This is a genomic window from Herbaspirillum sp. UBA812 (genome assembly GCF_002296545.1).
GTDB lineage: Bacteria > Pseudomonadota > Gammaproteobacteria > Burkholderiales > Burkholderiaceae_D > Herbaspirillum > Herbaspirillum huttiense.
This window is the reverse complement of sequence record NZ_DBIC01000019.1, coordinates 1-12,987: the sequence shown is the minus strand read 5'-3', so window position 1 is coordinate 12,987 and position 12,987 is coordinate 1. Positions and strand designations below refer to the sequence as shown.

16 protein-coding genes are annotated in these 12,987 nt (G+C 60.1%); 5 read left to right on the top strand and 11 right to left on the bottom strand.

What is annotated here, in order from left to right; translation table 11 throughout:
- The 11 genes from B3873_RS01040 to lexA all read right to left on the bottom strand — a co-directional run.
- Positions 1–481, bottom strand: a 481-nt coding sequence (locus tag B3873_RS01040; RefSeq protein WP_286863619.1) for a flagellar brake protein, incomplete at its 3' end; no start/stop codon positions are given.
- Positions 482–504: 23 nt separating this feature from the next.
- Positions 505–849 carry an EscU/YscU/HrcU family type III secretion system export apparatus switch protein gene (locus B3873_RS01035; protein WP_034332781.1) on the bottom strand — a complete coding sequence of 115 codons (345 nt, stop codon included), beginning with the start codon at positions 847–849 and terminating at the stop codon, positions 505–507.
- Complete coding sequence (locus tag B3873_RS01030; RefSeq protein ID WP_209533039.1) at positions 836–2,020, bottom strand: flagellar hook-length control protein FliK; 1,185 nt, start codon at positions 2,018–2,020, stop codon at positions 836–838. The genes B3873_RS01035 and B3873_RS01030 overlap by 14 nt, the downstream gene beginning before the upstream one ends.
- A gap of 2 nt (positions 2,021–2,022) precedes the next feature.
- Entirely contained in the window at positions 2,023–2,352 is a 330-nt protein-coding gene (locus B3873_RS01025) for a flagellar protein FliT (protein ID WP_039789685.1), read from the bottom strand.
- A gap of 5 nt (positions 2,353–2,357) precedes the next feature.
- Positions 2,358–2,819 carry a flagellar export chaperone FliS gene (gene fliS, locus B3873_RS01020; RefSeq protein ID WP_039788432.1) on the bottom strand — a complete coding sequence of 154 codons (462 nt, stop codon included), beginning with the start codon at positions 2,817–2,819 and terminating at the stop codon, positions 2,358–2,360.
- Positions 2,820–2,847: 28 nt separating this feature from the next.
- Complete coding sequence (gene fliD, locus B3873_RS01015; protein ID WP_039788431.1) at positions 2,848–4,917, bottom strand: flagellar filament capping protein FliD; 2,070 nt, start codon at positions 4,915–4,917, stop codon at positions 2,848–2,850.
- A gap of 233 nt (positions 4,918–5,150) precedes the next feature.
- Entirely contained in the window at positions 5,151–5,510 is a 360-nt protein-coding gene (locus B3873_RS01010) for a flagellar protein FlaG (protein ID WP_034332788.1), read from the bottom strand.
- A gap of 78 nt (positions 5,511–5,588) precedes the next feature.
- A complete protein-coding gene (locus B3873_RS01005; RefSeq protein WP_039788428.1) occupies positions 5,589–6,677 on the bottom strand; it encodes a flagellin in 1,089 nt (362 codons plus the stop codon).
- A 124-nt stretch (positions 6,678–6,801) separates the two neighbouring features.
- Positions 6,802–6,978: a hypothetical protein gene (locus B3873_RS01000; RefSeq protein ID WP_209533035.1), complete on the bottom strand. Its 177-nt coding sequence runs from the start codon at positions 6,976–6,978 to the stop codon at positions 6,802–6,804.
- Positions 6,979–6,999: 21 nt separating this feature from the next.
- A complete protein-coding gene (locus tag B3873_RS00995; protein ID WP_209533033.1) occupies positions 7,000–8,982 on the bottom strand; it encodes a tetratricopeptide repeat protein in 1,983 nt (660 codons plus the stop codon).
- A 202-nt stretch (positions 8,983–9,184) separates the two neighbouring features.
- Positions 9,185–9,841 carry a transcriptional repressor LexA gene (gene lexA, locus B3873_RS00990; protein ID WP_034332791.1) on the bottom strand — a complete coding sequence of 219 codons (657 nt, stop codon included), beginning with the start codon at positions 9,839–9,841 and terminating at the stop codon, positions 9,185–9,187.
- A 327-nt stretch (positions 9,842–10,168) separates the two neighbouring features.
- Here lexA and rpsF point away from each other — a divergent pair, with 327 nt between their 5' ends.
- The 5 genes from rpsF to B3873_RS00965 form a co-directional block, all read left to right on the top strand.
- Positions 10,169–10,534 (top strand): 30S ribosomal protein S6, encoded by a 366-nt coding sequence (gene rpsF, locus B3873_RS00985; protein WP_006462645.1) that lies wholly within the window; start codon positions 10,169–10,171, stop codon positions 10,532–10,534.
- A gap of 23 nt (positions 10,535–10,557) precedes the next feature.
- Positions 10,558–10,857, top strand: coding sequence for a primosomal replication protein N (gene priB / locus B3873_RS00980; protein WP_039788425.1), 300 nt, complete (start codon positions 10,558–10,560; stop codon positions 10,855–10,857).
- 55 nt (positions 10,858–10,912) lie between these two features.
- Positions 10,913–11,197, top strand: a complete 285-nt coding sequence (gene rpsR / locus B3873_RS00975) for a 30S ribosomal protein S18 (RefSeq protein ID WP_006462643.1) — start codon at positions 10,913–10,915, stop codon at positions 11,195–11,197.
- A gap of 26 nt (positions 11,198–11,223) precedes the next feature.
- Positions 11,224–11,676 carry a 50S ribosomal protein L9 gene (gene rplI / locus B3873_RS00970; protein ID WP_039788422.1) on the top strand — a complete coding sequence of 151 codons (453 nt, stop codon included), beginning with the start codon at positions 11,224–11,226 and terminating at the stop codon, positions 11,674–11,676.
- 204 nt (positions 11,677–11,880) lie between these two features.
- Positions 11,881–12,987: DnaB-like helicase C-terminal domain-containing protein (locus tag B3873_RS00965; protein WP_414651515.1), on the top strand; the 1,107-nt coding region annotated here is incomplete at its 3' end.

The window sequence follows — 12,987 nt, the reverse complement described above, 5'->3', positions numbered from 1 at the left end:
CGCTGATGTTGTTGAGCAGCGTGACCACCGTGACGAAGGAGCCGTCTGCTTGCGTGATGCGGAAGGTGCAGCGCAGGGGCTTGGCGATCGGGGTCGGGATGCGGAAATACTCACGGCGCTGCAGGCGCACCAGGCTTTCCGGAATGCCTACCTTCAGCGCCGGACGGTTCTGATACTCCACCTGCCGTGCGCCGTCCACGTTGAAGGTGATGCGGATGCTGTTGTACAAGGCTTCGAAGCCGATGCGCTTGCTGGCCACGATGCTCTCGTTGAGCATGGCGCTGGGAGCCGCGTCGATGATGAGCGAGTCGTCATCGGCATCGACTTCCAGAATGGAAGTGATCACGGACTCGGATCCGCCCTTGATCAGCAGGCTCAGGAGCTGGTTTTTCTCCATCATGCTGGTCAGCAGGGCAATGATCTCCCGCCGTGAATGAACCCGGTATGGGCTGTCGTCGTCGATCTCGTCGTTGTTAGCCATCTGTGCGTCGTGTACGTCGGAATTCAGCGAGTAGGATCGCTTTCCCCAGAGGAATTATTGGAATAGTTTGACCCTGTATCATACATCACTGACCCGCTTAATTGCATATTTTCAATACGATATAGCCAGGCCAGCAATTCGGCGACAGTGCGGTACAGGGCGGGGGGGATTTGCTGGTCCAGTTCGACCTGCATCAGCAGCGAGACCAGTTCCTTCGATTCATGAACGTAGACGCCGGCATCGCGCGCCCGCGCGATGATGGCTTCGGCCACCAGGCCGCGGCCCTTGGCCACTACCTGGGGGGCTGCCTGGCTGGCGTTGTAGGCCAGGGCCACGGCATTTTGCAGCGGAATATTAGGTTTCTCCATCGGCTTGCTTGACGATCAGGGAGTCGAGAGAGGTGCCGGCCGCCGCCATGGCATTGGCAAACAGGCCAGTGTTGCCGCGCAGGGCTGCGGTGGCAGCGTCATTGTCCGCCTTGACCTGCACGTGGATCTGCTGGCCGATCAGGCGGATCGAAGCCGAGACGCTGCCCAGGTGGGCGAAGTTGAAGCGCACCACGCTGTGCCAGGTGGGTGCGTTTTCGTCGTCGGTGGCACCCTGTTTCGGGGAGTCCTGGCCATGTTCCTGGTTGATTTCCCATTCCATCTTCTGGCCCGGCCAGACTTCGCCATGCCAGACCACACGCTGCTGTTCCAGCGCATTGAGCTGGAGATTGATGATCTGCCCCAACTGGTTCTGGGCGGGATCGCTGTCGCTGAGCAGGTTGATGTTGCCGCCCTGGCGCGCCGCGACCTGGGCTTGCGGTTCCTTCATCAGTTCGTCGGCCGGGCGCTGGCCGGCGGCCCAGGCAGCGACGTGCGATTCATAGAAGACTCCGCTGTGGGCAATGGCATCCTTCAGGGCCGAGGCCATCTGGTCGGCAGGGGCGCCGGCCTTGGGCAGCAAGGGTGTGGCCGCATTGATGTGATCGGTGACGTCGCCTTGTTGCGACGCGTGCAGCAGCGTGTCGATGAGACGGCCGGCGTTGCTGAGGGTGGTAGTGCTGCTGGCGGGCGGGCCGGACTGCCCCTGGCGCGCACCCTTGGCCTGGGCATCGGCAATGTCCTCGTGCTGGGCGATCTGTCCGGCACCGCTTTCGTCACGGGTGACGAACTGCAGCGACTTGAGGTCCTTCTGCATCGCGCGGCCAGCGGTGCTCAAGGCGACCGATGCACTTTCCTCGTCGGGACGGATGCTGCCTTCATTGACCGAGAAGGTCGGGCGCGGATCCTTGGAGACCAGCGTCAGGGTCAGGGTGTCGCCGACCTGGGCGCTGTTGGGCAGCACCATGCGCGCCGCCGTATTGGCGATGCGCACCAGGAAGGTACCGTCGTTGAAGTTGGAGAGGATGCGGCCCGACATCTGCTGGCCGATCGCAATCTGGGCCAGCCGGCTGAAGGCTTCCTGCCGGGCATCAGCAACCGAAACGACGGCCGTGGCCGCTTCGACAGGATTGACGGGCTGGACGGCGCTGGCGATATCGGCCCGCGGCAACATGGTCAACTACCCATGCCGTAGGTATTGAGGAGCTTCTGTTCGGTCTGGTTGCTCTGGATCAGCGCCGACAGCTTGCGCAGTCCCGGTTCGGTGAGATTGCGGATGTCGCGGTCGTCTTCCAGGATTTTCTTGATGATGTCGACCTTGCGATGGCGCAGCGGCTCAGGCAGGGCGATGTTTTCCTCGCTGTCGCGCAGGCTGGCGATGTGCTTGCCGCACTGGGCTTCCAATGCTGCCAGCAGATCCCAGTCGCCGGCACGGGCGGCCGACAGCATCTCGTTGGTCAATTGCGAGATCGACTCATAGAGGGCGATGACGTCGTCACCGTTCATGTCAGTCATGCCTTTGCAAAGCTGGAAAGAGAAACATCCTGGGTCATGGCCATCGGCGGGGCAGCAGACTGCACTGCATTCGGTCCGATCTGTTCCCAGGCGGAGCGGATGTCGTCGAGCAAACCGTGGATTTCGTCGAGGATGGCCGGATTGTTCGTGGCATTGGCCTCGAACAGGCGGCGGCTCATGTATTCATACAGCGAATCCAGGTTCAGCGCCAATTCACCGCCAACTTCCTTGTTCAGGCTGGCGCGCAGGCCATTGTCGATGATCAGGATGGCCTTGGTGATGGATTCGCCCTTGTCCTTGATATTGCCTTCGCCCATGGACTTCTTGCCCAGGGCGATGGCCACCAGTGCACCGTCGAAGAGCATGGTGATCAGCTTGTGCGGGCTGGCGGCGATCACGCCGGTTTCCACCCCGATGTTGGCGTAGGCATTGGCCCCGCGCTTCATGCTTCCGAACATGACGTTCTCCTATGTTCGCGGTGTCGCTTCAACTGCTCTTGGCCAGGCTGGCCAATTGCTGGGTCAGGTAGCTTTGCGTGGACTGCATGCTGGCCAGCGTGACGTTGAGGCGGTTGAACTGATTGGTGTAGTCATCCTTCAGATTCGACAGGCGGGTCTGCACCGTGGTCTGGCGATCCTGATTGATCTTCAGGCTGGCCTGCAGGCCATTCGTCTTGGAGGCGATGATGCCGCTGTCACTCAACAGACTGGTCATCAAGGTCTGCAACTTGGTGACGATACCATTTTTGGACGACGTAGTGTTGGTCGTATCCGGATCGGTGCCAGTGAAGAGATTGGCAATGCCGGCGAAATTGTTGGTAGCCGCCGTGGCCAGCTTGGTGGAGTCCAGCGCCAGGGTGCCATCCTTCTGGAAGCTGATGCCGATGTCGGACAGGCTGCTGATTCCGTTGCCGCCGTCCACTGTGGCGAACAGGGTATTGCGCAGCTGGTTCATGATGGTCTGCACCGACGACTCGCTGGCCAGCGGAGCCGAGTTGTTGGCCTGGCCCAGGGTGGTGGAGGGCGTCTGCGCAGTCATCCCGGCCACTGCCTTGGCCAAGGTGTTGTAGGCCGTCACGAAGCTGTTGGCGGCGGTGGTGATGCCGGAGGTGTCGTTGCTGATGTTCAGGGTGAAGTTGTCGGAAGAGGTGGTGACCTTGGCCAGATTGAGCGTCACGCCGGAGATCGCGTTCTCGACCTTGTTGCTGGTGCTGGTCACCGCCACGCCGTCGATGGACAGCTTGGCGTCCTGCGCCTTGAGCAACTGGCCCATGCCGCTCATGGTCAGTCCCGAATAATCGCCGCTGCCGGTCAGCGAGACTGCCGCCGTCGCACTGCTGCCGGTCGGAGTCAGTACCAGGTGGTTGTTGGTGCCGTCGTTGCTGATGGAGGCGGTCACGCCTGCGCTGGCGCTGTTGATGGCGCTCATGACCTGGTTCAGGTCAATGTTGCCGCTGCCATTGGCGGTCGGGTTGATGGCCACCGTGGTGTCGCCTACCTTCAGGCTCAGCGTGCCGGAACTGTAAGTCTGGCTGGTGCTGACGTTGGGCGAGATCACGGTTCCGCTGGGGTCGGCACTGAAGACGGAATAATTGCCGGTGCCGGTGATCTTGATGGTATTGGCCGCGCCGCTGTCCTTGGCAGTAATCACCAGGTGGTCGTTGGTGCCGTCGCTGACGATGGTGGCGTTCACACCGGCATCGCTGCTGTTGATGGCATCGCGCACGCCGGCCAGGGTGTTGGTGGCAGGCTGGATGATCGCGGTGGACCCGGTGCCGGTCTTGATGGCCAGAATGCCGTTGTCAAAGGTCGTGCCCGGCGTGATGCTGGCCGAGCTCAATTTGGCCGTTTGCGCCAGTTGCGACACGGCCACCGAGTAGGTGCCGGAAGCGGCTTTGGTGGCATCGCGCGGGGCCTGGATCTGCGTCATGGTGCTCGGGGTCGAGCTCGACGGATCATAGGCAAATGCGGACAGGCTGTTGTTGGCCGTGACCTTGATGGTGTTGGCGGTGCCGCCGGTGGCCGATTCCAGGACCAGGTGGTCGCCACTGGCATCGGTGGTGATGGAGGCGGTGACGCCTGCCTTGGAGGCATTGATCGCATCACGTACGCCAGCCAGGGTCGAGTTGGCTTGCAGGGTGATGAAGGTGGGCGAATTGGTGCCGATCTTGATGGCGATCGAATCGCCGGCGTTGTAGGTCGTGCCGCTGCTTACGCCGGCCGACTGCAGTTTCTGCGCCAGGATCTTGGTCGAATCGTCGCTGTTGACATCGGCGGTGAACGGGTCGGTGGTCAGCGTGGTGCCGGTGCCGGCGTTGCTTACCGAACTCTTCTGCGAGCTGAAGCTGGCCGAGGTCAGTGACTTGATGGCCGACTGATAGCTCGACAATGCGCTCTTGAGGCTGCCATAGGCGGAAATGAGGGTGTTGTAGCTGCTCGCCTGGGTGGTCAGCGGCGTCAGCTGCGTCTGGCTTTCGGCCGAGATCAGTTGACTGACCAGTGTGGAAACATCGAGCGGGCCTGCCGATGTGGAAATGGTGCCGGTGGAAGTCGCCACGGTTCAACTCCTGAAACTTTGCGTGAGGCACAGCGCTGTGCGGTTGTCCAGCGCGGTCAAGAGGAGATGGGCTCTCAAGTACGGCGTCGGGTAGGGCAGAGAGGGACGCTGTGCGGAATAACTATCTGAATCCGTTATGAACTGGGGTAGCCGATTCCGTCATGCGCAATGGACAGGCATTGACGCATGCGGTTGTTCAGCCACTGCAGTTCGTACCAGACTCGAGGGGATACTCAAGCCTTTTCCTTGATCAGCAAGCCTTGCATCTTGTCGATCGATTTGGCGATGGCAATCGCTTCTTCGCTGGGAATCTGGCGAATCACGGTGTCAGTAGCCGTGTCGACAACCTTGATGATGGTCTTGCCAGTGTCCTGGTCTTTCGAGAAATTCAGTGCGGCAGCATTGGCGGCTGCAAAGTCGTTCAACTTGCCGACGGCATCGTTGACTTCACTTTCGGTTGCGCGGCGTGCTTCCGGGGTGGCCGCCGGTGCGACCGTCGATACCACGGGATCGGGCTTCTCGGCGGTCTTCGGTGCTGCATAGGCAGTACCGGAGTCACCAGCAGCAGTGATATTAAGTGGGGCAATCGACATGGTACTACTCCCTTCCTTAAAGGAACGTGCGGAGAATAAGGTCTATCCCCCGCACGTCATCCTACCTAGCTATCTGGCTTATTTCAACAGCGAGAGAACCTGCTGCGGTGCCGAGTTGGCCTGCGACAGCATCGCGGTACCAGCCTGTTGCAAGATCTGCGCACGGGTCAGGTTCGCGGTTTCCTGCGCGTAGTCGGTATCCATGATACGGCTGCGCGACGCGGTGATGTTCTCGCTCGACACTTGCAGGTTGCTGATGACCGCGCTGAAGCGGTTCTGCACTGCACCGAACTCTGCACGCTTGGAGGAAACCAGGCTGATGGCCTTGTCCAGGTTCTGGATGGCCTTCTGAGCATCGCTCTGTGCCGACGGAGCGGCGACTGCCTGATCCAGCGACAGCTTGGCGCTGTCAACGGCAGCTTGCAGGGTCACAGCCGACGAAGCCAGAGCCGAGGAGGACAGGGACGAACCGGTAGCGAACAGGTTGTCCAGGGCAGCCTTGGCCGAGGTGTAGGTCGCTTGCGCGGTGCTCACGCCGGAGGTGTCGCCCAGACCGATCAGGCCCTTGGCGCTGGTGCCGATGACGGTAGCGATGGTGGAGTTGTTCGACAGGTCATCCAGGGTGATGGTGATCTGGTCGTTCAGCTTGTTGTCCTGCACGTTGGCGCCGACCTGGAACGACAGGGTCAGGGAAGCCGACACGTTGGTGGCGTTGGAGCCGGTACCGGCCGAAGCGCCTTGACCAACACCGGTGAACAGGTTCTGGCCGTTGAAGCTGGTGCCGTTCAGAACACGGAACACTTCCTGCGACAGCTGGGTGTATTCGTCGTTCAGGGTCTTGCGGTCTTGTGCGCTGTTGGTGCCGTTGGCTGCTTGCACAGCCAGTTCACGCATACGCTGCAGGTTGTCGCCGACGGTCGACAGAGCGCCTTCAGCGGTTTGCGCCATCGAGATGCCGTCGTTGGCGTTACGTTGTGCAACTGCCAGACCCTTGATCTGGGAGTTCATGCGGTCGGCGATGGCCAGACCGGCGGCGTCGTCCTTGGCGCTGTTGACGCGCAGGCCGGACGACAGACGTTGGATCGAGGTGTTCAGCGACGACTGCGACGCATTCAGGTTCCGCTGCGTATTGAGCGACGGAATGTTGGTATTAATGACTGCTGCCATGTTAATTCTCCTAAGATTTGAGACCGATGATCCGAGTTTCAGTGCCTAACGTTGGTCTTCTACCCATGAGCCCCAGGCGTTTCAACCTCTGTTGATTGCTTTATCGGGCAGTCTTGGAAAAAGTTTAGGGCTTTTGCAAAAAATCTTTTTCAAGGCTTTCCGAACTAAAACTGCGTGCTTTGAAACTCCAAGCAAATCCTTTTTCGACGGCAATTCCAAAAACTTTAGGAAAATTGCTGTTGCGGCCAAGAAAAATGTTCCGAAAAGCAAAAACCGCCCGGGAAGGGCGGTTTCCTGCCATGGCTGGGCGCTCCTTGCCAGCTCAGCCTTGGGCTTTCTTCTGTTGCAGCAGTGTTAATTCTTCGCCAACCTTTTTCAGGACCGAGTCCCAATCGCTGACTGCCGGCTGGCGGAACAGGCGCATGCCGGGATACCACGGGGAATCGTCGCGGTCGTTGAGCCAGCGCCAGTCGGGGACATGTGGCAACAGCACCCAGGTGGGATGGCCAAGTGCTCCGGCCAGGTGGGCCACCGAGGTATCCACGCAGATGACCAGGTCAAGATTGCTGATGGCGGCAGCGGTATCGGCGAAGTCCTGGCACTCATTGCCCAGGTCAAAGACGGGCCAATCGGTCGGCAATTCCTTCAGGCCGTCTGCCGGCTTGCCTTTTTGCAATGAATAAAACTCCATCCTGGGAATTTCAAACAACTGCTTGACTTTCTCCAGTGGAATCGAGCGATGGCGGTCATTGCCATGCTCCGGATTGCCGCCCCAGACGATGCCGACGCGCAGATTGTCTGCCGATCGTGTCAAGGTGGAAATCTTCTGCTTCCAGTGCGCCGCCAGTGACGCATCGGCAGACAGATAGCCCTCCGCATAGCGCGGGATATCTTCGACGCTGTGCGTGCGCATGGCATAGGGCAGGCTCATGAGCACATAGGCGCAGTCGCAGGGCGGCAGGGGGTCGCTTTCGCGCACCAGTGTCACTGCCGGTGTGAAGGATTGGAACAGGCGGTACAGAGGATTCTTCACATGCAGCGCCACGCTGGCACCTTGCTCCATGAGCAGGCGGGCATAGCGCAGGAACTGGATGCTGTCGCCAAAGCCTTGCTCGTGCATCAGCAGGATGCGCTTGCCCGCCAGCGAGGACTTCCCATCCCATTTCGGAATGACCTCGAACAGCTTGTGGATGAGGCGGTAAACGTGGGCGCGTTCCTTGGTGGTGAGACGGCTCTCGTGGCACTCCCAGCCTTCTTCGAACTGTCCGCGCAGCAACAGGGTCAGTGCCAGGTTGTGCTTGGCGGTCGGATAATTTGGCCGCAGCGCCAAGGCCGTCCGGAAATTGCCAAGCGCATCGTCATAATCGCCATGATCGTGCTGGATCGCGCCGATGTTGTTGTAGGTGAGGGCGTGCTTGGGGTCCAGCGCCAGGGCCTGCTTGAACATGCGCATGGCATCGTCGAAGCGGTCGCCCGTGTTGAAGTAGCTTGAGCCGAGCTTGACGTAGCCATTCGGATCCTTCGGCGCGATCTCGATGACGCGCAGCAGGTGCTCGTGGGCTTCTTCGATTTTGTTGATTTTCAGATAACTATCGGCGATCTTGTTGTGGGCGTAGGTGTCCTGGGGATCGAGCAGGATGGCGGTCTTGTGGGACTCCACGGCCTCCTTGTACATCTCCATGGCGTGAAAGGCTTCGCCCAGGGCGGTGTGGGAGGGGGCGAAATTGATCTGGTATTCGAGCGACTTCAGAATCGTGGCGACCGCCTCGTCAAAGCGCCGTGCGTCGATCAGGGCGCGGCCCAGGTGCGACAGCGGGCCCGGCGCATTCGGTTCGCGTCGGGCAGCATCCTCGAAATATTTGATCGAGGCTTCCGGATCATTCTTTTCGTGTAGGGCGTTGGCCAGGCCGATGCGTGCCGCCCGGTTCTCCTTGTCGATGGCGATGGCGCGCTCGTAGATGGCGATGGACTCGTCGATGCGATCCTGGCTCAGCACCGTGCCGGCTAGGTTGCTGAGGTATTCGGCGTTGTTCGGGTCGGCTTCGATGGCCTTGCGCAGATATTGCTCGGCTTGCGCGAACTGGCCTTCCTGCATGGCGATCAGTCCGCGTGCGTGGTTGGCAAACACCAGATTGGGGGCGCGGGCCAGTACGGCTGTACAGATCGTCTTGGCTTCCTCGGTTTTGCGGTTGTCGAGCAGGTCCAGACATTTGCGAACGTCCAGCAGATCCTGCAGGTTGGACTTGGCGGCCGCCGGGGCCGGAATGTGTTTGCCGTGCTTGTTGCTGCTCTTGCGCGTCGACATCGAAAAGGGTCCTCTTGGTTGGGCGCATCCATTGCGCCGGGCATAGCTATCCAGCAAGGATGATATGCGTAACCGGTCACAGGTGAAGAGCTAAATAGAAAGCAAAAAACCTCCGTTTTAAGCGGAGGTTCATGCATAAACAAGCGATCAGTCGCCGCTGGCAGCGTCTTTCCGGCGGTCGGGCCTGCGCGCCGCCGAGAATTCAGTTCCAGCTGCGCAGCAATCCCACGGCCAGTCCTTCGAGTGCAAACTGGTCGTCTTCCGGCTTGACGATGATGGGCTCGAATTCCGGGTTCTCGGGGAACAGGGTGATGACGCTGCCGCTCTTCTGGTAGCGCTTGACCGTGACCTCGTCAGCCAGGCGGGCCACCACGATCTGGCCATTGCGCGCCTGGTCGGCGCGCCTTACGGCCAGCAGGTCGCCGTCGAGGATGCCGGCGTCGCGCATGGACATGCCGCGCACCTTGAGCAGGTAGTCGGGCTTGGCCGGGAACATGGCCGGGTCGACCTGATAGGTCTTTTCCACGTGTTCCTGGGCCAGGATGGGCGAACCCGCCGCCACGCGCCCGATCAGCGGCAGGCTCAGCTGCATCAGGGCGGGATGGGGCAGGGCCATCTGGCGTGCAGTGCTGATGCCTGTGGTGCCAGATTCGCGCAGGCGGATGCCGCGCGAGGTGCCGGGGGAAATCTCGATGGCGCCCTTGCGGGCCAGGGCCTGCAGATGCTCTTCGGCGGCGTTGGCGGAACGGAAGCCCAGCTCGGCGGCGATCTCTGCGCGCGTGGGAGGGAAGCCGGTGTTCTCGATGGCGTTCTTGATCAGGTTCAGGATCTGTTCCTGGCGCGCAGTCAGTTTGAGCATGAGGGTGGCCTTTCTCGGAGGGAAGGCTGTTTGGATGAACAGTCTGTATTTTTATACAGGTGCAATCTTTGTGTCAACGGCAACATGCATATTCCGGGGCGGAAAAGGCAAGCTTTCTTGTTTATATAGAGCGCGTTGCAACTGAAGGACTTGGTGCTGACCCGCCAGCGGCGATGCGCAGGGCCCGCGTTGTGGTTCCGCGGCCGCACTGGCGTGACGCTGGCATTGCTGTCAGGCGGGAAACCTAGTATGATCTCGGGTTTTCCTCTTCCCACACCCGTCTTGACGCCGGGGTGGGCGTCTTCAATAAGTCCATAAGGAGTCTACATGCGTCATTATGAAATCGTATTTATCGTCCACCCGGACCAAAGCGAGCAAGTGCCGGCGATGATCGAGCGTTACAAGGGCATCGTCACCACCCGCGGCGGCAAGGTCCACCGTGTCGAAGATTGGGGTCGTCGCCAACTGGCTTACCAGATCCAGAAGCTGGCCAAGGCTCACTACGTCTGCCTGAACATCGAAGTCGACAGCGAAACGCTGGCTGAAATCGAAACTGGCTTCAAGTTCAACGACGCCGTCCTGCGCCACCTGACCGTCAAGATGAAGAAGGCCGAAACCGGTCCTTCCCCCATCCTGAAGGCAGTGCAAAAGGAAGACGCGGCCAAGAGCCGTACCGAAGCTCCGGCAGCTTAAGCGCTGCGACACCATAGCGGAGAGTGAACCAGCTTCAAGTCATCGCCAGCCTGGCCGAACGTGATGTATTGCGTTATACGCCGGCCGGTATCCCGATTGTCACTGCCAGGTTGCAGCATCAGTCGGAACAGGTGGAAGCTGGCATGAAGCGTCAGGTCGAATTCGAGATCGCGGCGCTGGCAGCGGGGGAAATCTCCGGTGCGCTCAACAGGGCGGCACTGGGTGAAGTCTTCCGGTTCACCGGCTTTTTGGCCCGCAGGAATCGCAACAGCAAGAGCGTCGTGTTTCATATCGTTGATTTTGGCCCGGTCGCGCCGGATTGAGCGGCGCAAGGTAGCCAAACAGACCTTACCCAATTTTTAGATACAGGAGCCAACCATGGCATTCGGTAAAAAGTTCGATAAAAGCAAGCTGAAAAACAAGCGCCAACAGCAAAACCCGCTGTTCAAGCGCAAGAAATTCTGCCGTTTCACCGCCGCTGGCGTTGAACAGGTCGATTACAAGGACGTGGACACCCTGAAGGACTTCGTCCAGGAAAACGGCAAGATCATGCCGGCACGCCTGACCGGTACCAAGGCCCACTACCAGCGTCAAGTTGACACCGCCATCAAGCGCGCGCGTTACCTGGCCCTGCTGCCGTACACCGATCTGCACAACGCCTAATCAGCGTCGAGAAATAGGAGAAAAACATGCAAGTCATTCTGTTGGAAAAAATCGTGAATCTCGGCGGTCTGGGTGATGTCGTGCGCGTCAAGGACGGTTTCGCACGCAACTTCCTGATCCCCCAACGCAAGGCCCGCCGCGCTACCGATGCAGCCATCGCTGAATTCGAAGCCAAGCGCGCCGATCTGGAGAAGGCTGCTGCCGAGAAGCTGGCCGCTGCGCAAGCCCAAGGCGAAAAGCTGACCGGCGCCACCGTGGAAGTGTCGCAGAAGGCCGGCGTTGACGGCCGTCTGTTCGGTTCCGTGACCAACTTCGACATCGCTGAAGCCCTGGGCAAGAAGGGTTTTGCTGTCGAGAAGTCGCAAGTGCGCCTGCCCAACGGCCCGCTGAAGACCGTTGGCGAACACCCCGTGTCGGTGGCTCTGCACACCGACGTGGTGGTCGATGTCACCATCGCAGTCAAGGGCGAGCAAGCGTAATACGCCTGTTTGCTGCAATTCGTTTTGCAATAGAAAAGCCGGGTTCGCCTGGCTTTTTTATTGTCAGTTGTACCAAGACACGCCGCCACTGGCCATCGTCATGGCGCGGCTTGTCAATGGCTTCATATTGCATTCGTTCGCATGAAGCATCTGGTCGTGCAAAAACGTTCGGCCGGACCTACGGCTTCACATCAGCAGGTTATAATGCGCGCCATGAAAGAATCGTCCCGCGGCAATCCAGAATTTTTCCGTGGCCAGAGAGAGTCATCGGACCCCCAGCTCGATGCGCTCCGTGTGCCGCCCCACTCCATCGAGGCCGAGCAATCGGTGCTGGGCGGCCTGCTGCTGGACAACGCAGCCTGGGACCGTATCGCCGACTTCGTTAGCGCTGAAGATTTCTATCGCTACGATCACCGCATCATCTTCGAGCACATCGTCAAGCTCATCAACAGCACCAAGCCGGCCGACGTCATTACCGTCTATGAAGCCATGTCCACCAGTGGCAAGGCTGAAGAAGTGGGCGGGCTGGTTTATCTGAATGCACTGGCGCAAAACACGCCTTCTGCGGCCAACATCCGCCGCTATGCCGAGATCGTCCGTGATCGCGGCATTCTGCGCAAGCTCATCACCGTGGCCGACGAGATTTCCGGCAATGCCTTCAATCCGCAGGGCAAGGATGTGAAGTCCATGCTGGACGAGGCCGAATCCAAGATCTTCGCCATCGCCGAAGAAGGGTCGCGCGGCTCTCAGGGCTTCATGGAGATCCAGCCGCTGCTGACCCAGGTGGTCGAGCGCATCGACGAACTCTACAATCGCGACAATACCAGCGACATCACCGGCGTTCCGACCGGGTTCATGGACCTGGACAAGATGACCTCCGGCCTGCAGCCGGGCGACCTGATCATCGTCGCCGGCCGTCCTTCCATGGGTAAAACCGCTTTCTCGATCAACATCGGCGAACATGTCGCCATCGAGTCGGGCCTGCCGGTAGCCGTGTTCTCCATGGAAATGGGTGGCGCGCAGCTGGCCATGCGTATGTTGGGTTCGGTCGGACGCCTGGACCAGCACCGCCTGCGTACCGGCCGCCTGCTGGACGAAGACTGGCCGCGCCTGACGCACGCCATCCAGAAGATGAACGATGCGCAGTTCTACATCGACGAAACGCCGGCGCTATCGCCCATCGAATTGCGCGCCCGTTCGCGCCGCCTGGCGCGCCAATGCGGCAAGCTGGGCCTGATCATCATCGACTACCTGCAGCTGATGTCGGGCAACGGTGGCAGCTCTTCTGAAAACCGCGCCTCCGAAATCTCG